Genomic DNA, 20,682 nt, shown 5'->3' with positions numbered 1-20,682 from the left:
TTTTCTAATATGATGATTTCATTTATTGATGATGATCATTCAAAGCCTACTTCATTATTTACCTTTTAGCTTTGAATATCAATACCTGACACCTACCTCTTCCGCCCAAAAAGTGTAATCCTTGACCATTTCCTCAAGTATTTTTGGGTTTTGTTTGCCAATTTCGTTGAGTTCAGTTGGGTCTTCAGCCAGATCAAATAATTCCCAGTCAAATTCCGGTGCTTTGGAAATGATTTTCCACTTTCCTTTCCGCATGGCCTGGTGGCCAAAGTGCTCCCAATACAATTCCCGGTTTTGCTCCATTCGCTCACCTTTAAAAACAGGTACAAGACTCTTTCCTCTCATCGGTTTGAGTTGGTTTCCCTGATAGCGTTCCGGATACGCTGTATTGCCTAATTCCAGACAGGTAGCCATGATAATGACAATATTAGGTCTGTTATCTTCTTTGGTTTCACTTTTTGGTTGACAGCTCCATGCCAGGACCAGAAAACCAAAAAATAAACCTATTGGATTTCTTTTCATTGAAATTTGTGGAGATGATTGGTTGTAAAGGTATTTTGTAATTAGCCCTTGCTTCAATATTGACATCTCATACAATCTAAAATGAAGAGGCCCCGGATACTGTGCCGGGGTCCTCCATTTTTAATTGATTATCAATAACCGGGATTTTGCGGAAATTCTCCCGGATTGCTTACCCGGTCAATTTGTGTCTGGGGAATAGGCCTTACCAGGTGCATTTCCTGGATATTGGGAGCTGCATCCAGATTGTGTTGCCTTACCCTTTCCAACAGGGTTCCGGTTCGCTTCAGGTCATACCATCTGTGCTTTTCTCCAATCAATTCCCTGGCCCTTTCTTCCAGGATAAAATCCAGGTCAATCTCTCCCGGACTGACTTGCATTTCCTCTTCCATGCCCGGCAAGGCCGCACGTGTACGTAAAACATTGATGTATTCGGCTGCTGCCGCGTTGTCATTCTGCCTCCAGGCAGCTTCACAGGCAATCAGGTACATTTCTGCCAGCCTCATCACGGGAAAATCTCTTCTTCCGGCAGTTTCATTGATACTGGGCCGCAGCGGATCGAGAAATTTCAAAAGAGAAGGATAATTTCTGCGTTGATTGGTTCCGATTTCCTGATAGGCACTTACATTTCCTATCCAATTGCCCTTATAGTCAATGATCCAGTAGGGTGCTGCCTGTTTGACCTCATCGGGTACCGGTTCCATAACGATATGGATGGCTGTATCACCGGGATTTACCTGTTGGCCATTGATCTCTCCGGAGATATTGGCGTACCAAACGGTCTTAAAAGAACCATTCCAGCGTGCATCCATTTCCCGGTCGTACAGGCTAAACAAGTAATTGGTGGGTAGAAACCGTTGAAAAGGCCGTCCATTTTCTGTATCCCTGACCATGGCGGGATTAAAGGTATAATCGAAAATAAAATACAAGTGTCCTGAATTCCCTGGTCCATTGAGCAAGGGGTCATCAGTAAATTGAACAGTCCAGATAAACTCGCTATTGTCTTCATTATTGATATCCCACAAATCAATATAAGGGGTCACCAATTCAAAATCGTAATTATTGATCACATTGGCGGCCAGCTGTTCTGCTTCTGCCCAATTACCCCGGGTCAATTGCACCCTTGCCAGCAATCCCTCTGCCGCAGCCTTATAGGCCCTACCAGGTTCGGATGCACTTTCGGGTAAGTTGGCCACTGCAAATTCAAGGTCCGGAAGAATACCAGTTTCATAAATGGTATTTTCGGGAGTACGATTTGCCTCCGTCTGTACCCCTGAAGTTTCCTCAAGAGAAAAATGCACATCTCCCCACTGCTGTACCAGGTGGAAATAGTACAATCCCCGTAGAAACCGTGCTTCCGCTTCTATTTCTGCCTTCCTCTGATTAGAAATACCGGTGACATCCTCAACCCTGTTTACTACCGTGTTGCATTGATTTACTCCTACATAAAGGTTGTTCCATATATTGGTGACCGTGCCACTGGTGCCCAGGAAATTTGGAGAGTAATTATTGATATGCGGGTTATTGGCGATCCCACCAAATCCATTGGTAAAAATATCCGTACCGGTTACCGTCAGGAAAAAGCCATTCTGCTGACCGTAAAAACTCCTTAAAGTTGTATAGGAGGCTTTTAGTCCATCTTCAATTCCACCGGGAGTGAGATAATAGCCCTCAGCTGTTGCCAAACTAACCGGGTCCTCTACCAAAATCTCCTCACAGGCGCTAAGCCCAAGCAAAAACGCTATCCCAAATATTCTAAATATATTTTTCATGGTATCGACAATTTAAAATTTCAGATTCAAACCAAAAATGTACGTAGCCGTGGTGAGCGGACTTCCTCCTCCAACGATGCCATTTGACGTTTCAGGATCCACCGTTGAATAAGGTGAAAAAATAAACGCATTGTTAACCGTTGAGTAAATCCTGGCGGAGCTCAAACCCAATTTACTGATCCAATCCGGGTTAAAATTATATCCCAGTGCAATATTCCGGATCTTGATATAGGATCCGTCAAAGTAACGCACTGCATCCGAATACAGGGGCGCATCCCCTGCATTGGGCATCGGAATGGCATTGGTTGGATTGTTGGGAGTCCAATAATCCAGATTGATGGAATTGTACCTTCCCTGCCAGTTGTTGCCGCCCAGGTTGTGGTAATCACTCCTCAGCATTTGACCCATTCTGGCATGTACCAGTATGGAAAGATCGAAGCCTTTAAAAGATATCCTGTTTGTCAGGCCTCCTGACCAACTGGGGACAGTAGAGCCCAATACCTTTCGGTCATCCGCATTGATGTTGCCATCAGGTTCTTTGGTCAGTTCCCCGTCTGCATCTCTGCCATTTACGTCATTGATCCGGATGTCGCCAGGCTCCTGACCAAAATCTGCTGCCAGGTCTGCTTCATCAGATTGCCAGATACCACCTTGCTCAAAGCTGTAGAACACATTGACAGGCTCTCCGATAAACCATTGGTTGCCCACATCATCACTTTGACCATCAAACAACTCAATAATTTGCTCCCTGTTGGAAAATACGTTCATATTGATATCCCACCTGAAGCCACTTGGACGGTTGAGCAGATTGGCATTGGTTGACAATTCCCAACCAGAGTTTCGGGTACTTCCAATATTTTGCAATACCGAATTGTAGCCGGATGTAATGGGCAACAGGCGGTTTAACAGTAAGTCGCTGGTGTTGGTTACATAATATTCTAATGAACCATTGATCCGGTCATCAAGAAATCCATAATCAAGACCTACATTCACTGTTTTTGATATTTCCCATCTCAAATCAGGATTGGGAATCAGGTTGTTACCATATCCAAATCCAGCATTTGATCCAAAAATATAAGTAGTTCGCTCCAATCCACCCAAAGTCTGAAATGGATCAATGGCTGTATTGCCCACCTCACCATAGCCAGCACGAAGCTTGAGAAAAGAAACATTACCTCCTTGCAAAAATTCCTCTTCCGTGAGAATATAGCCAGCGGAGAATGCAGGAAAAAATGCCCATTTATTTCCTTCCGCCAATCGGGAAGATCCGTCTGCACGACCCGTAAGGGTAAACAAAAACTTATCATCAAAACGGTAATTGGCCCGGCCCATATAGGACATCAATCCCCAGTCTCCCAGGGAACTACCAATCCCGGTGATAGTAGATGAGCTGCCCAAATCGTAAAACAGGGACTTCTCAATGGGAATATCCTGTCCTGAAAGAGATGATTCTTCAAACCGGCTGGCCTGGATGGAAAATAGCCCTACCAAATTCAAAGCGTGCTTCCCAAACGTTCGGTCATAGGAGAGAATGTTTTCCTGCGTATAGGCAAAGTCCATGGCGTTTTCTACGGATCCCTGATTAATATTCCCCTCCAGTAAGCCGGTATACCTTCCTCTTCTTGCAAGGTTAAAGTCAGGTCCGTAATTTACCCGCAGTTTCAAATGGTCATTGAACTGGTATTCGGCGAAAATATTGGCGAATATCCGGTGCCTGCGGGTTTCATCCACATATTGATAAGGCTGGTAATTGAGCAATGGGTTGGCCAGCAATCCTTCCCGGGGATTGGGAAAGGCCAGAAAATTACCTTCTTCGTCTGTTGGCCCCACCAGGGGAGAATAGCCCAGGGAATTGTTGTAGGGCGCATTGGACATCTGGTTTCTTTCACTGATACTTACCGTACCACTCAGCCCTAACCGAAGTTTGTCCGTCAATTGTGACTCCAGGTTGACCCTCACTGCAGTCCGCTCAAAATTGGTTCCCGGAATGTAGCCATCTTCATTGAAAAAAGATCCGGAAACATAATAATTGATCTTATCAGTGCCACCGCTTACAGACACCTGGTGGTCCTGCTGACTTCCAGACTGGATCGCCAAATCCAGCCAGTTAGTAAATCTGCCTGCCTGCAGGTTTTGGATTTCCAGCGGGGCCAAAAAATTACTATCAAAACTGGAATCATCCCCGTCATATCCTCTGGCAATACGGGAATATGCAGCAAATTGCCTGCCATCCATTAGGTTGAGATCCTGAATGGGTTGCTTGACCCCATAATAGCCATCATAGCTGATGACCGCTTTTCCTGTTTTGCCCCTTTTGGTGGTGATCAAAACGACACCGTTGGCTCCCCGTGAACCATAAATGGCCACCGCACTGGCATCTTTCAATACTTCCATGGATTCAATATCATTGGGATTGAAATCACTGATGTTGGCACTGGTGGGAATACCATCAATGACATATAAGGGATCATTGGAGGCATTTATGGATCGATTGCCCCTGATTCGGATCTGTACCGGGGCCCCGGGGGAGCCGTTGGCACGGACGATATCCACTCCTGCCAGCCTTCCCTGGGATTGTTCCAGAAAATTACCAGCGGGAGTTTCCTGCAGGTCTTTACTGGTCACCGAGGAAATCGCACCTGTGAGGTCACTTTTTCGCTGGGTACCGTAACCTACGACTACCACCTCTTCCAAATCGGATTGGTCCTCCTGTAGTACAATATCCAGATTGGATTGATTGGCAATGGTTATCCGCTGGGATTGGTAGCCAATAAATGAGATCTGAAGAACGTCTCCCTCATCGGCCTCAATGGAAAACCTGCCCTCAATGTCCGTCACTGTACCGGTAGTAGACCCTTCTATAACCACCGTTGCGCCAGGGACCGGCAAGCCATCTGTATCCACCACCGTTCCGGTGATAGTGATGAATAATTGTGATTCTTCTGGTTGAACCGACCTCTCGGGATTGGCATGCGTAAGCAAAGTTGTAAACATGAAGAACCCCAGGATGACAACCATAACATAGTTAAATGGAGTAATTTTTTTCATGGGTTTGTTGTTATATTTAATTTGACAAATAGATATAATGACTTATTGATCAGGCTATAACACCTTGTTAGGGGATAAATTTGGCATATCAATCAAATCAAAATGAAGTCATTTTTACTCTTGGAAGACCGCATTTTTTTGGGTGATTTTTCTGTGGATTAATATAGGAATTCTTTTTTTAATCTTATAACCTTTAGAAAAAATATAATTATTTTAAAAAATAACTAAATTTATAAATGAACCTTGAATTCCCAAATACTGTGAATTGTTTTAAGTATATTTATTTCAGCGCAACGCAAAAGGCCTGCAAAAGAGAAAGAACTGATTTTTTGAGTAAATCGTAAAAAGATGATTCCGGTTTGTAGTGAGAAATTAATTTGGAGTCATTTTATCAGCCTACCGGAATCTCATTCCAGCATTCTTGCCAGGAATTCCACAATACCCGGCAACAAAAAAATGCCTTCAGCAGGAACTTTTTATGGCAGCCTACTGAAGGCAATAATAATTTATTTAAGTTTACGGTTGTATCTTGACGTTAAAGTGCTCCGGCTCCTGCCTTTGCCACTTGATGGTCATCTTCTACAGAACTTCCTGAAACGCCAATAGCTCCTACGATAGTACCCTCAGCATTTCTCAAAACCACGCCTCCAGGAAAGGTAATCAAGCCTTGATTGGAGTGTTCTATATTGTATAAAGGAGCTCCGGGCTGAACCAATGGGCTTAGCTGATCCGTATCCATAGTAAAGAAAACCGCTGTTTTTGCCTTTTTGATACTGATATCAACCGATCCTAACCAGGCTCCGTCCATACGTGCAAATGCAGTGAGGTTGGCACCTGTATCTACTACACAGATATCCATTTTGGTCTCAATAGCAGCCGCTTCCTTTTTGGCTGCCGCTATAACTTTTTCAGCTTGTGCAAGTGTAATGTTCATCGTTTATAGGGTTTAAATTTGAAAATAATTATTGTTTGCTACTGCCCAAACCCGCAGGTCTGGATTTAGCCAGCATTGTGAAAGCAAATTTGGCCAGATATTTTTTATGGATAGGAGGTGAAAGAACATGTAATTAAGCCCATACTTAATTTGCCATTCCCCCGGACCTAGATCCTGTTCCCCCAAAGCTCCTGAGATTATATGTCAATGTAAGCATAAAAAACTGTTGCACCACCTGGGTTCGCTCATCTTCGATATACACATCGGTCACATTCCGGTCTATGCTTGTATTTTGATTCAATAAATCAAATACGGTCATTTTCAACTCAAATTTCTCGGTTGGCGGAAATCTGTATCCCAGATCAGCATTCATTAACCAAACGGACTGGTCAAAATCCTCACCCAGGCCCTGGTACCATTGATTGTTCACATTGGTACTGACAAAGAAGCCCCCTGCAAAATTCCAGTACAAGTCCAGGCGGGTGCTTTGGGTGTAATAATTGTTATCCAGATTTTCTTGTAAACTACTGCGTACGATATTGTAATTTCCCCTTGTGGACAAATTGAAATCCAAATGTTCTCCCAAATTACTGCTGATACCTATTCCCGGACCTACATACATGTTTCTGTTGTAATTGGTTTGGTCATTGATTAAACCCGGCCGGTTACTGATCCCCGCCCTGGCGCTCAAATTCAGGTTACTCTGCATAAAATTTAAAGGGAAGCCAAAAGAAAAATAGCTTCTTAAATCCCAGTAATTGTCCAGGTTTTCAGGTCTGTTCAATTGTCCGCCCTGCCTCAGCAATACATCACCCTGTATCAAGGTGTCCCGGCTGGCGATATAAGTGGCATTACCCAGGTAGTCACTGGTCATGCTACCTCCCAAATACATGAAAAAGGACTTATTGGTTTCCGGATTGATTTTCCGGATTCGTGTAGACATTCTGTGCTCGTATTCCTGATCCAGATTCGGGTTACCTGTTGAAATTTGGATAGGGTTACTATTGTCAATTACATCCTGGAGTTGCCTTACCGATGGGGCATCGGTGTCCCCACGATAGTAGATACGGATATTGGTATTTTCATTGGGATCGTAGACAAATACCATCCGAGGCACTATATTACCGAAGGTACGCTTTGTATTTTCAAATCCTGGAAAGAGCCGATCGCTATCCAGTACGGATACCTGATAATCCAAAGATGAATATATCCGAATCTTATCTTTGTTATAGCTGTACCCCAAGCCAGCTTCATGCTGCATGTAGGTGTTCTCAAACTCATTTGTCAGCGTAGAGTCCAATACAAAACGAGTAGATTCCATTTCACGCTGTGATACTTCCTGTAAGGTATTTCCTATATCATTCCCTACTTCATATTCTAGCCTTAATTGCGAATGTTCGCCGATGGGCTCTGTATACTCAAGTTCAAGTTCATAGTTCAGCGAATTGGATTGGCCCAGCGAATTCTGAATTAAACTATCCCGGTTGCCGGTTTGAAAGTCCCGGTTAGTGGATACCAATCTGGAATCCTGATTGGAGTTATTAGTTCGCGTTTCTATTTGCGCAGAAAGTGTACGACCTTCTTTATCAAACTTGTACCGGTAGGTGAAATCACTGGAAAATTGGAACGACTCATTGTTGCCTGAAGTGGTGTTTTCGGTCTCATTTATAGGAGTTGCAGGGTTAAATAAATTCTGCGCTGAAAGCAAACTATAGGTACTTTCTTTTTCATATCGGACCCGTGGACGCCAGATGATGGCATGCTTCTCAGATATGTCATAATCTAACCTAAGGTCAAGGCGGTGATTTTGGCTATTGTTTTCACTATTTCGGATTTCATCATAAAGTTGCAAACTGTCGCTTGGAAGGATGTATTCCCGGGAGGAATTTCGATTCAGGAAATTCTGGCTTTCATTAAAAAAATAACTTCCGGTAATTTTAGCTCTCCCCTCATCAAACTTATCTGTGAAATTCAGCCCGATGGCATTGGTATGCGTAATGCCAGGTCTTTCTCTGGTGGTAAGCGGGTTACCTCCTCTTCCCCTACCTCCTCGTCGGTTATCACTTCCGCCAAAGGCACCGGAAAGGTCATCTGCAGAAAAATTCTGCTGGTTGATGTTGTTGCTTAAGCCGAGGGCGGTTATGCGTTGGGCTTCACTGAAAAAATTTACGCTTCCTCCGACAAGGTAATTGTCATCTGTTCCATATCCGGCAAACATTCGCCCAAATTTGCCACCTCTTTTTTCTTTTTTTGTGATGATATTGATGGTTTTAATGGTCTCTCCATCATCAAAACCGGTCAATTGGGCCTGGTCACTCAGTTGGTCCAAAAATTCAATCCGATCTATGATTTCCACAGGTAAGTTCTGTAAAGCCATGGCTGGATCATCACCAAAAAAGGGTTCTCCATCGACCAACACTCTCCCAACAGTCTCGCCTTGAACTTCTACTGTCCCGCCCTGCATGATCACTCCAGGCATTTTCCGGATGAGTTCCCCTGCACTTGCCTGCGATCTGGTTTTAAAAGATGAAGCATTCATTGAAACCGTATCTCCCTTCATCTCACCAGATATGGCCTGACCTTCAATTTCGTAGGTTTCCAGCAGACTTCCTTCCTCTACCAATTCAAATGTGCCCAGATTACTTCCTGATACATTCTCAATGGTTTTTTCAAGATCCTCATATCCCACAAAACTGATACTGATCTGAATGGTATTTGCGGAAGGCCTGCTAAATTCAAAGCGCCCCCTATCATCGGTAAACGTATTGCTTAGCGTATCCCCTGCTGCACTTTTTATAAAGACGTAAGCTCCGGGTAGGGTTTCCTTGCTATCCTTGTCCTGCACCTTCCCTCTAATGGTAGTCTGAGCTAACACAGCTTGAACTGAAAATAAAAATATTACAAATAAATATACAAATCTAATCATGTTGGTTTAGGTAATATTATATAGAAAATTGTTTTTTTCAATAAATACTATCTTAAAAATACGAAAAATTGTATACAATTAAATTTTTATTCTATTAATGGGGTATTTCGTTAATAGGTGGGAAAGATGTAGTTTTTCAGGAAGGGAAGGGTAAGTATTTATCTACAACCCGGGGGTTTAAACCTCTGATTTCAACTGCCGGACAGGGTTGGTCCTTTCTGGATAAACCAGACACTAAGGCTTGGCTCAAAGCAAGAAGTACCTGAAAATGTATCCTATTGGCTTATTAAATTTTTAAATACTTTTTTAATTATTTGAAATACATTTTTTTGGTTTTAAAATAAATATAACTAACTTAGTGTTTTCAAATAAGTGGATATTGGATTGTTTGAATTGTTTAAGGTTAAATTTTTAAAACAATATTTTATGAATCAGCTTAAACCGCCAACCTGAAAAATTATTGGCTTTGTCTTTTTTCTTATTCTTAACTATTTAATCGGTAAAAAATGAAAAATTTTATCAAAAACAGCTTGACTTACCTTTTTATCATTTCGGCTAGCCCGGCCTTTAGCCAAATCAATCTTGAAGGGTTCAGCTTTGGTGCCCATGGTTCATACATCATGGTCGGAGGAGGAACGGATATCAACAACATGGGAGGAGGTATGAAACTTTCCTATGCTCTGGAAGAAAATATGGTGGCCTACCTGGGTTACAATCATTATCTGCCCTCCAATCACGACACCTATGTTTACGGATACCGTACCAACGAAGAAATAAGCCCGAGGGAAATTCGAATTGATGCCGTTGAACAAATTTCTCTTCAACAGTTTGTCATTGGCGCAAAATATTACCTAATGGGTGACTATGAGGCCATAGGGGGACTGTATGGCCTGGCTGAAATGGGCTATTTGAGGGCTCCAACCCGCACTCACTTTTCGCATTATGATCAGGAAAATTATAAGCCCAGACATGCGGATGGATTTGCAGCCAGCTACTCCAGTTATAATATCAATATAGGTTTGGGAGGTGAAGTCGATCTGCTGTTCGGCTACCTGTTCGCAGAAGCAAAATTGAACCTCCCAGCCAACCAGGCTGGCAACCGGGCGGTAATTTCAGAAATTCCAACTTCCGTCAGTTTCAACGGAGGGATCAGATTTCCTTTATATTTCTTTTGAATTTTAAATTTACTTAAGTTGTTCAAGTCATTATAGTTTTTATCCTGACCAGTAAAGGCTACTGACTTATCAGTGATTGCTTTTATTCTTTGGTTTGTAAAGTAATTTAAAAACCACGGCAATGACGATAAATGAAAGAATAATATAAACGATGAACCTAAAAGGAGAAGGGTTTAAGGGGTATTCGTCTCCTGACGCTTCTCCTACCTGGGCCATTACATACCGAAATTGAACCAACAAGAAAAATAGTAAGGTCATGGTGTATGTAAAAATGCCAAATAGCCTTTTCATAATTTTATCTTTTGGTGAACAGGTATAATCAGGAACAAAAATCCATCCAACAATCAAAAAGGCAGGAAAAACCTCCTGCCTTTTTGATTTATTTGGCTAATTTTTACCCTTTCTAATTGGGACCTGAACCACCGGGCCACCATTTATCAAGGCTTGCCAACAGCTTTTTAACCACCTTTGGATGGGAATCGGCCAGATTCTTCGTTTCCATGGGGTCTTTCAAAATATCATAGAGAAGCACTTCCTGATTGTCGCCATTTGCGGCACCCGGATCTATCAGCTTCCAGGAACCACTGATCACCATTCGGCTTTCCAGGGTTTGCTCCGGCTTTTCCACTGCCACCATATCATGGGAGAAGTCCATACTGTAAATCTGTTTTCTTTTGGATAAGGCCTTTTTATCCAACACATTGATGCCCTGCATGTTTGGAAGCGGGTCCAGGCCAACCGCCTCCAGGGTGGTCACTGCCATATCGATGCTGCTTGTCAAGTTTTGGGTATCCATACGGGGGGTGATTTTTCCGGGCCATTTGTAAATAATGGGTGTACGAATACCCATATCCTGTGGATCTTGCTTGGACCCGGGAGCATACCGGTTGGGGCGCTCAGGATCCTGAATCCAGCCGTTGTCGGTAACGAAGACTACCAGTGTATTGTCGGTCAAGCCTTCCTCTTCCACCTTATCAAGAAGTTGTCCCACGGTAATGTCCAGCCATTCACACATGGCCCAATAGGCGGCCACTGCCTGGGTAGGGGCTTTGGGCAGGTATTTTTGCAAAAGAGAATCCGGCGGCGTATGAGGGGAATGTGGCAGAAAAGGGGCATACCAGATAAAAAACGGGTCTTTATCCGCAATGGCCTGATCCATAAAATCGAATATGGGTGTCATCCCTTCTCTTCCTATCTTCAAACCCTCATCACCGTGTCTGCCTCCCCTTTTGGGATCGCCATGTGTCATACCATCGGTAAATCCTCCTTCCTTCCAGTGTCCACCCCACCATTTTCCAGACTGAAAGGAAACATAACCCAGTTTTTGTAACAGCTGAGGGACGGTGGGATGCTTTTGAAATTCATCCAGGTAGTCTTTGTAAAGCCTCGAGCGTGCCGTTTGCCAATCGGTTTGGTAGCGTGGTTTTTCGAATGTAAATTCCGGATCATTTCCGGTAATTCCATGTTGATGGGGATACAGTCCGGTAATAATAGAAGCCAAAGAAGGGCTGCAAAGGGGGGCAGTCACATACCCACGGGTGAAGGTGAGCCCCTCGGCTGCAAGTTCATCGATGCGAGGTGTCTCTATGTGCGGGTGTCCCATAAACCCGTAATCGGTCCAGGATTGGTCATCAGACAAGATGTATATGATATTGGGCTTTTCTGATTGTCCGAAAGCAACACAGACTGAGATAAAAAAGAAAAAAAATGAAACTGTTATGCGCTTACAGTTTTTATTTAAGAGAATTAACTTCATGAATAGGTGGTTTTTGAGTTGAATTGACTTTTCAGGATACACGAAATATAAAACATTTTGTCTTTTAATCCTGATAAAAAACAGGTAAATATTCATTTTGAATACCTGTTCCAGACCATTTAAGTTCCAGCTCCGGCTTTTCGCTAAAATCAACAATTTTTGTAACCAATTTAACCGGATGAAATCCTTTTTCCAGAACTACTTTGGTCATACCTTTCCCTTTGGCCAAATTGGGGTGGTCATCGTCTATTAGTAGGGCTTCATGGATATGCATCACCAAGCCCTGGTTGGTTTGATAGCTAAATTCATATTCCCCGCTATTCTCCACTTTTAAAAATCCCTCATAAACCAAGACGTTGTTTTCTTTTTCTCCTTGAATGGCTTCAATCCCGGATAAAACCATCGTCTCTTTCGATGGATCCAATCCCCTGTGAATAAAAGGGACCCAGGGAGAATCAATTTTGTATTTGGACAGTTTTACCCCTGCTGTCAGCTTCCCTTCAGGTACCAGGGCGGGAATCGGCTCTCCGTCATAGGGCCTTTCAGCAGACGCATTGTACCTTCTCCAGCGCAAAACGGTGTTTTTCATTTCTTTTTGGAGCTTTACAAATTCCCCATTTGTTCCGGCAAGGTCCCGGGTTTCTCCCGGGTCGTTTTTGGTATCAAAAATGCTGAAATCGTCCTGATGCGATAAAATATTGTACCGGATACCTTTGTACCCATCCAGATACAGCACCTGCATTTCGCCCCGCTTTTTCCCCCTTTTGGATTCAAGGAATGATTCGTAGCTTTTCGTGTTATTGTTTACCTGGTACTCAATGTACACCTTTCCATCATGCTCGCTCTCATTTCCGGAAAGGATGGGCCAAAGTGACCTTCCATCGGTATTTGCCGGCGCCGGCAATCCACTGATTTCCGCAAATGTTGGCAACCAGTCATGAAATCCGGAAGGGGAATCATTTCTTTTCCCTTCCGGAATTTTGCCCGGCCATCTGACCAGGGTCGGTACACGAATACCACCTTCCCAGGTATCTCTTTTAGTGCCATCCAGATTTCCAAAACTTTCAAAAAAAACGGGATCATAATCTCCGTAACCGTAAGACTCATGATGAGGACCATTATCGGAAGTAAACACGATCAGGGTTTCCTCGTCAATTTCCAAATCCTGCAACAAGTGAACAAGGTCTCCGATAGCATTATCAATCCGGCGAACCATACTGGCAAAGCGCCGCTGTACCTCTGGCCAGTCATCATTTCGGTAGTCTGGATGTATAAAACTATTCACCTCACCCCGGGCTGTATTGATGTAATTTCCTTTTTCGCCTATCAATTGCACTCCGCCATCTATACCTCCCCCTGAGGGATAAGGCATACCGGGGATTTCCAGGCCCGCATGTGGAGTATCGTAGGCCAGGTACATAAAAAACGGTTGCTCGGGATCACTTTTTTTATGGTCTTGTATGTATTTTTTTGCCTTTGCTGTAAAAAGGTCGGTGGTATAGCACCCCTTTAAATGGGCTGAAATCTCTTCATTCCCATCGTATAATTCCATAGGCCCCCTATTGGCCACATCATGGGCGGGATAGTGATTATGGCCATCTCTGTGCCGCACATAACCAAAAAAATAATCAAACCCTCTTTTGGTAGGGTATGCTTCCCAGGTGGAAGGACTATCTCCTTCTAATCCCTGCAGTCCATATTTACCTATTAATGCTGTGGCATATCCTGCTTCTTTAAGAACGGTGGCCAGGTTATGGTTGGCTGGGAGGGCTTTGTCAAATTGATTGTTCCGGACCTCGGCATGGCCCTGATGCAAGCCAAGCAATAATGTTGCCCTGGATGGTGCACATACCGGTGCAGGCACATAATGGCGGGTCAAAATCATCCCCTCGGCGGCCACCTTATCCAGGTTTGGTGTGCTATGAAAGGGCTTCCCTTCAGCTTTGCGTTGGTTCTGGTACAATACACCCAGATCGCCATATCCCAAATCATCGGTAAGGATAAAAATGATATTTGGTTTTTTATCTGCCTGGCTGGACCCGAAAATGCGGTTAGGCAGAATCAGGCTACCCAATACCAGGAGGGAAAGTACTATCAGTTTACTTTTCATTCAGTTTTTGTTTTATGAGATTCATTTCAAATGCTTTATCATAAAGTGGATTTGCCTGACCCGGAACAGGTGCATTGACTTCCAGCCTCCAGGACTCGAGCAAATCAATCATTTGGTTTCTGATTTCTACCTGACTTTGGGCCAGGTTGTGTTTTTCCCCGGGATCTTCCTCCAGATTATAGAGTTCGTAATCCCCATCTTCGAAATAATGATGGAGCTTCCATTTACCTTTCCTGATGACAGATCCCGGCCGCGTCCTGAACAAAGGATCCCTGCCCCCATCTTCTTTTGGATTATAGGCTTGCAAGTATATGGGAAAATGCCAATATATTGCTCGCTCCGCCATAGGTTGCTTGCGGAAAACGGGGTTAAGGTCAATTCCTTCCAGTTGTTCAGCAGCTGGTACTTCCGCGCTGATGATACTTTTTAGGGTTGGAAAAAAGTCCAGGTTCGTCACCGGAAAATCCGTTTTACTTCCGGCCTGAATGTTACCTGGCCAGCGCATCACCAAGGGGACACGGATCCCCCCCTCATAGTAGGATCCTTTTCCTGCCCTCAAGGGAGTTTGATAAGAAATATCTCTTATGCCTCCATTATCAGAGGTGAAAATCACCAGCGTATTGTCTGCCAGATTTAGCTCATCCACAACGGCCATCAACTTACCTACATTCTGATCCACCGAGGCCACCATGGCAGCATAATCTGGCCGATCCTGCCCTTTTGTTCCCTGCTTTCCGGCAAAGGTTTCAATCAACTCCGGTTTACCCATAATGGGTGTGTGCACGGAGTAGAAAGGCAGGTACAAAAAAAAGGGTTTTTCCTTATTTGCTCTTACAAAGTGAATGGCTTCTTCGGTCAATCTGTCGGTCAGGTATTCTCCGTCTGGTCCATTTTCGATAAAGTCAATCTTGTAGGGACTGAAGTAGCCACCGCTCCCCGGGTTGCCACGATGGCTTCCTCCCACATTTACGTGAAAGCCATGCTGCAGGGGATCTTCGTTGATGTGCCATTTTCCGAAAGTACCATTTGTATAGCCATTATCCTTAAGCATTGCGGCCAGGGTATACAGGGAGTCGGGAAGAAAATCGCGGTTTGGTGTAGGTATGATTTTACGCGTTTTTGAATTTCCCCTTTCCGAATTATCTACGGTGTAGACACCATGACTGGGGGTATTCCTACCACTCATCATGCAGGCTCGACTAGGAGCACAATTGGCAGCAGCGGCATAGGCCTGGTAAAAAACCATGCCCTGCCCTGCCAATCTGTCTATATTAGGGGTTTCGTAATAGGCACTGCCCATAAACCCCAGGTCTTTCCACCCCAGGTCATCTACATTGATCAGGATGATATTGGGTTTTTGTGGATTTACACCAGCACTCAATATTGGTGTTACCAGCAATATAAGACAGTAACATAGTAAACACGTAGGCGTTATGATATTCCTAATTCCCATAACCATTATTAGTGGGATCAGAATCCAGGAGGGCTGGATTTAAGATGATCTCCTCCTCTGGAATGGGAAGTTTGACATGGTGAGGCTGAATATTGCTACCAGGGTCATAGGTTCGGTAAACTGAATTTTTTACTGTCTCTAAAAGAATACCCCATCGGATCAAGTCATACCGACGATGCCCTTCACCTGCCAGCTCCCACTTTCGTTCCGTACGGATAGCACTCCTTAATTCTTGCTGGGTTAAACCGCTATACGGTTGTGCCGGATCATAGGCCCTTTCCCTAACCGCATTAATATACTGATAGGCATTATCAGGACCATTCAATTCATTTTCCGCTTCTGCAAGCATAAGGTAAACATCCGCCAATCTGAACACCAATGTAGCTTCACCATGGTTACCTCTCGGAGAATTGACAAAATCAAAATTGGTGAATTTCGTCAGGTATTGGAATGTCAACTCAAACCCGAGATACTCACTTAGGATATTGTGTGGCCTTCTTAGATCATTTTCAGGAAATTCGTTGATAAAACTTAATATGGGGACCGTTAGACCGTATCCGTTGAATTCCTCATTTCTAGCTGCCAAAGCCTCGGATAGCGGGCCTCTATCTGCGGGATTTTTGGGCTCATCCCTTAATCGGGGATTAAACCCGTCCGTACGGTCCTGTGCATTTCCAGGCACATCTTTTTGAAAATCAATGGCCCATATAATTTCCTCATTGAAAGGATTATTCACATCAAAGACATCTCCGTAATTGGCTAGTAATTGATGAGGGGAATTATTGATAATGCTTAAGCACTCTTCTCTGGCATTTGTCCAATCCTCTTGCCATAGGTAAATCTTGGCAAGCAGAGTTTTGGCCGCCCATACCGTGGGTCGCCCAAAATCACTTTCTCCATAGGTCTCCGGAAGCAAATTTTCTGTTTCTATTCTCGTCAAATCGCTGATGAGATTACTTCTGATTTCATTGACAGGAGTCCTACCTAGGTTGGCGGCATCTGCAATGGGTATTTCTTCATCATAATAGGGTACATCACCCCATAAATTACTGAGATGATAGTACCCATAACTTCTTAGGTATAAAGCTTCGCCTATGGATTGATTCTTGACAGCAGCACTAATATTTGGGCTGTTCTCAATATTAGTAATTACCGAATTGGCATCCCCAATCATCCTGTATATCAACTGCCATAATTGCCGGGCATTTGAATAGTTACTTTGGGTCAGGGTATAATTCTGCATGGGTTCATTACCTCCAAATTGACGGCTGGACTCCAATACATCTGCTCCCAATTGAGTGAAGGTATGGATACCTTGCCAATTGCCATAAAATCCATTTTGCCTCAAATTCAGATAGATTCCGTTGACTGCTAATACTGCCTCTTCATCTGATTGGTAAAACGTGCTTGGGTCGATAATACCACGAACTTCCTCCTCCAGGAAACTTTCACAGCCGAGAGACAGCACTGACAAAATTAACAAGCAAAAATTTTTATAATTTAATATTTTCATGATCAATAAGGTTTTAGAAGTTTGCATTCAATCCGAAAGTTAGGGTTCTGGCATTTGGGTATTCGGCCCGAATAATACCCCTTACCACGCTTCCATAGGTATTACCAGATTGCGGACCAATTCTGCTTGCTTCCGGATCGTAACCTCTGAAATTAGAAATCAGAAAGATATTTGCACCACTCGCATAAACATTTAGATTTTTTATGAATTTATTATTTTTCAATGGCACAGTATAGTTAAGCATAACATTCCTCAGCCTCAAATGAGACCCACTTTCCACCAACTCACTGTTTGAAGGGATATCAGAAATACTGACTGTTCCACCTGCCCTTGGAATGTAGGGGTGGGGATCATCTACAGTCCATCGGTCTCTTGCCATTCCGTAGATATTTTGGTCACTTCTTCCAAAAAAGCCTCTTTGCGCAAACTCATTGTAGACATCATTTCCGAATGTACCTTGAAGAAAAATATCCAGGGAGAAATTCTTCCACTGTATACTATTATTGATTCCACCAAAGAACAGCGGCTCCGGATTTCCAATAATTTCAAAGTCATCATTGAAACTGATAAAGCCGTCTCCGTTAGTATCCTTAAATCTGGGGCCGCCAACCACAGCTCTTAACCCACTATACCTAAACTGGTCTAGTTCCTCCTGACTTTGCCATGTTCCCAGATATTCAAGACCAGTAAATACACCGACAGGTTCACCGACAATTAATTTTGCGGCCTGACCACCCTGATCAAGGAAATGAATATTGATCTCATTTACTCCCCCCAAATCCAGGACCCGGCTTCTATTCCCGGATATCGTAAAATCCGTAGACCACCTGAAGTCATTCCTATCCATATTTACGGACCTGATCATCAGTTCAATACCCTGATTTTGTAAGGAACCAATATTTTCAAGCCGTTGGCTAAACCCGGTTTGACGGGGAATCTCTCTATTTAAAAGTAGGTCAACGGTTTTTTTGTAATAATAATCAATTTCCAGACTCAATCGATTATCAAAGAAACCTGCTTCGAGGCCAATATCGAATTGGGAGGTTGTCTCCCACCTCAGATCCGGGTTGGCGGGCCTGTCTCGTCTTACGCCAATACCCTGGTTTCCATTAAATATTACTGTGCCAGGGTTTAACACAGCTAATGTGCTGTAGGAGTCAATAGCTTGACTTCCAGATCTTCCAAAGCTTGTCCGCAATTTTAATTCGTCAAAGACATTGAGATTCCGGATAAATTCTTCATCTCCTAATCTCCATGCAAAGGCCCCAGATGGGAAAAAAGCATATTGATTATTTGCTCCCGAAAATCTGGATGAACCATCCACTCTCCCCGCCAAGGTAAAAAGATATTTGTCAGAAATTGTATAATTGGTTCGTCCGATCCAGGACACAATCTGGAAGGGATCGTTGTAATTTGAAGTGATCCTGAAGGTTTCAGGATTTCCTAATTGTAATACATCAAAGGAAACACCGTCATTGGGCAAACCATCCGTTTGGGCAGTAAATCCCTCTGTTGCAGAAGTTTGCCAGGTAAATCCACCCAAAACATTAATCCTATGGTTTGCAGACAACTGCTTGTCGAAAGTAATTGTATTCTCCTGTAAGATCTGATTATTGAAACTATTCGTGATCCTACCGAAACCGCCCCTCTGAGCAGCAGCCCTTGATGGTACACTGCCAGATTCAAAGACATTTTGTTTTCGCCAGTTTAATTGCGGACCGATGGTAGACCGAATGGTAATTGATTCAATAGGCTTGTATTCGATGTAAAAATTTCCGAGTAAATTATTGATCATGGTTTGGTTGCTTTGCATCCTAAGCAAAGCTTCCGGATTGTCGAAGGGCCCCCCTTGTACGTAATCTTCATCCCACAGTGTTCCGTCTTCTTTGAAAACCGGAAAAGTAGTCAATGCTCGCCTGGCCTCCCAGAGACTCACCAAATCGTTGTCATTTTTTACGAAAGATGTATTGATCCTTGTTCCCAATGTCAGGTTATCTGTCAGCTTGAAATCCAGATTTGCTCTAAAACTGTATCTTTCAATTCCAGACTCTCTAATTATCCCCCGCTGATTCATGTAATTTCCAGAAATAAAATAATTTACCCTTTCTGAATTGCCCCGTACCGATAAATCCAAATTGTTAATCGGAGCTGTTCTGGTGATCTGTTCCTGCCAATCGGTGTTACCAATCAAGCTTTCGTCTACAAATGGGTTGGCTTCTCCACTGAATTCAGCATACTCAAATCCGTATGCGGCACGCTCAGGGCCATCTAAGAAGTCAATTTTTCGTGCTAGGTTCTGGAATCCGGTATAGGCGTTCAATGATACTGTCGGTTTACCACCAGCAACGCCTTTACCAGTTTTGGTAGTTATCAAAATAACGCCGTTGGCACCTCGTGTTCCGTATAACGAAATAGCCGACCCGTCTTTTAATATATCTATGGATTCGATGTCGTTGACATTAATGTTATTCAAATTGAAATTGGTACCCGCTATAAAGCCATCTATTACATAAAGGGGTTCGTTGTCACCTTGCACCGAATTTCCTCCACGGATGCGTATCGAGGCCTGGGCACCCGGACTGCCACTCACAGAAGTTACATTTACCCCAGCAGCTCTTCCCTGGAGCAATTGATCTACTCTTGGAGCTGGTAAATTAGCAAGGTCCTTGGCCTCTACTTTCGAAACAGAACCTGTTAAATCAGTTTTCTGAACTGAGCCATATCCCAATACCACAACTTCATCCAGGGAAGACTGGTCCTCTGCCAGAGAAATATTAATCGTGCTTTGTGTGGTAATCTCGACGGATTGGGAGGTATATCCGATGTACGAAAATACCAATATGGACCCTTCCGCAACATCAATTGAAAAATTACCGTCAAGGTCTGTTACAGTCCCTGTGCTGGTTCCCCTGACAGTAATACTAGCCCCCGGAAGTGGCTCACCATTATTATCTGTAACTGTACCTGAAACATTAATGTCAGCTGCGTACACTTCTTTTGATACAGCGGCAATTTTTTTTGTTTTCTTTACATGAATATTATAGTCTACCTGCTTAAAAGTAAGGTTGGTTTGATTTGCCAGGCTCAACAACACATCATAAAGCGAGCTGTTGTTCGACCTAACCCCTACGTTAGGAATATCTCTAAGCTCTTTGTTGGTAAACACAAAATTGTATCCAGTGTTATTTTCAAGTTCCCGAAAAATATGCTCAATTTTCACATCTTCCAGGAAGAGGGACACTGTTACTTCTTCAATATTTTTGACTTGGGCATTTCCATTCCATGCCATGAGAAAACTCATGGTAAGGCACTGGAAGAGAAACGCAATGGAGAATAACTTGGTCATGTGTGTTACATGCTTAAGTATGGATTTTTTCATATCTTTGATTGGTTTGTTTAGGCGATGCCAATTGGTTAAGCAAACATTTGCCGACTCAGGGATTGCCGTCTCTGTAATCGGGTAACATGCCACGGAT

At 43.4% G+C, this 20,682-nt stretch carries 12 protein-coding genes; 1 reads left to right on the top strand and 11 read right to left on the bottom strand.

Annotated elements, in window-relative coordinates:
* Nucleotides 1–78 precede the first annotated feature (78 nt).
* The 5 genes from G9Q97_RS10800 to G9Q97_RS10780 all read right to left on the bottom strand — a co-directional run bounded on the left by G9Q97_RS10800 (nucleotide 79) and on the right by G9Q97_RS10780 (nucleotide 9,148).
* The gene (locus G9Q97_RS10800; protein WP_166146725.1) at nucleotides 79–522 is read right to left on the bottom strand and encodes a sulfatase/phosphatase domain-containing protein; all 444 of its coding nucleotides are present in this window, start codon (nucleotides 520–522) and stop codon (nucleotides 79–81) included.
* Nucleotides 523–653: 131 nt separating this feature from the next.
* Nucleotides 654–2,291: a RagB/SusD family nutrient uptake outer membrane protein gene (locus tag G9Q97_RS10795; RefSeq protein ID WP_166146723.1), complete on the bottom strand. Its 1,638-nt coding sequence runs from the start codon at nucleotides 2,289–2,291 to the stop codon at nucleotides 654–656.
* Between the two features lie 12 nt (nucleotides 2,292–2,303).
* Nucleotides 2,304–5,339 carry a SusC/RagA family TonB-linked outer membrane protein gene (locus G9Q97_RS10790; RefSeq protein WP_166146721.1) on the bottom strand — a complete coding sequence of 1,012 codons (3,036 nt, stop codon included), beginning with the start codon at nucleotides 5,337–5,339 and terminating at the stop codon, nucleotides 2,304–2,306.
* Nucleotides 5,340–5,874: 535 nt separating this feature from the next.
* The gene (locus G9Q97_RS10785; RefSeq protein WP_166146719.1) at nucleotides 5,875–6,273 is read right to left on the bottom strand and encodes a GlcG/HbpS family heme-binding protein; all 399 of its coding nucleotides are present in this window, start codon (nucleotides 6,271–6,273) and stop codon (nucleotides 5,875–5,877) included.
* 145 nt (nucleotides 6,274–6,418) lie between these two features.
* Complete coding sequence (locus G9Q97_RS10780) at nucleotides 6,419–9,148, bottom strand: outer membrane beta-barrel protein (protein ID WP_317168748.1); 2,730 nt, start codon at nucleotides 9,146–9,148, stop codon at nucleotides 6,419–6,421.
* A 557-nt stretch (nucleotides 9,149–9,705) separates the two neighbouring features.
* Between G9Q97_RS10780 and G9Q97_RS10775 the strand changes: the two genes are divergently transcribed.
* On the top strand, nucleotides 9,706–10,374 hold the full coding sequence (locus tag G9Q97_RS10775; protein WP_166146715.1) for a hypothetical protein: 669 nt from the start codon (nucleotides 9,706–9,708) through the stop codon (nucleotides 10,372–10,374).
* Nucleotides 10,375–10,443: 69 nt separating this feature from the next.
* Here the strand turns inward: G9Q97_RS10775 and G9Q97_RS10770 are convergent, their stop codons facing one another.
* The 6 genes from G9Q97_RS10770 to G9Q97_RS10745 form a co-directional block, all read right to left on the bottom strand.
* On the bottom strand, nucleotides 10,444–10,665 hold the full coding sequence (locus tag G9Q97_RS10770) for a hypothetical protein (protein ID WP_166146713.1): 222 nt from the start codon (nucleotides 10,663–10,665) through the stop codon (nucleotides 10,444–10,446).
* A 112-nt stretch (nucleotides 10,666–10,777) separates the two neighbouring features.
* Nucleotides 10,778–12,130, bottom strand: coding sequence for a sulfatase family protein (locus G9Q97_RS10765; protein WP_166146711.1), 1,353 nt, complete (start codon nucleotides 12,128–12,130; stop codon nucleotides 10,778–10,780).
* Between the two features lie 64 nt (nucleotides 12,131–12,194).
* A complete protein-coding gene (locus G9Q97_RS10760; RefSeq protein ID WP_166146709.1) occupies nucleotides 12,195–14,240 on the bottom strand; it encodes a sulfatase-like hydrolase/transferase in 2,046 nt (681 codons plus the stop codon).
* Entirely contained in the window at nucleotides 14,230–15,621 is a 1,392-nt protein-coding gene (locus tag G9Q97_RS10755; protein WP_246255603.1) for a sulfatase, read from the bottom strand. Before G9Q97_RS10755 ends, G9Q97_RS10760 begins: the two co-directional genes overlap by 11 nt.
* A gap of 61 nt (nucleotides 15,622–15,682) precedes the next feature.
* A complete protein-coding gene (locus G9Q97_RS10750) occupies nucleotides 15,683–17,206 on the bottom strand; it encodes a RagB/SusD family nutrient uptake outer membrane protein (protein WP_166146705.1) in 1,524 nt (507 codons plus the stop codon).
* Between the two features lie 13 nt (nucleotides 17,207–17,219).
* Nucleotides 17,220–20,585, bottom strand: coding sequence for a SusC/RagA family TonB-linked outer membrane protein (locus G9Q97_RS10745; RefSeq protein ID WP_166146703.1), 3,366 nt, complete (start codon nucleotides 20,583–20,585; stop codon nucleotides 17,220–17,222).
* Nucleotides 20,586–20,682 lie beyond the last annotated feature (97 nt).

The organism is Cyclobacterium plantarum, assembly GCF_011290685.1.
Taxonomy (GTDB): domain Bacteria; phylum Bacteroidota; class Bacteroidia; order Cytophagales; family Cyclobacteriaceae; genus Cyclobacterium; species Cyclobacterium plantarum.
The sequence above is the reverse complement of the archived record's forward strand: the minus strand, read 5'-3'. Positions and strand labels throughout refer to the sequence as shown.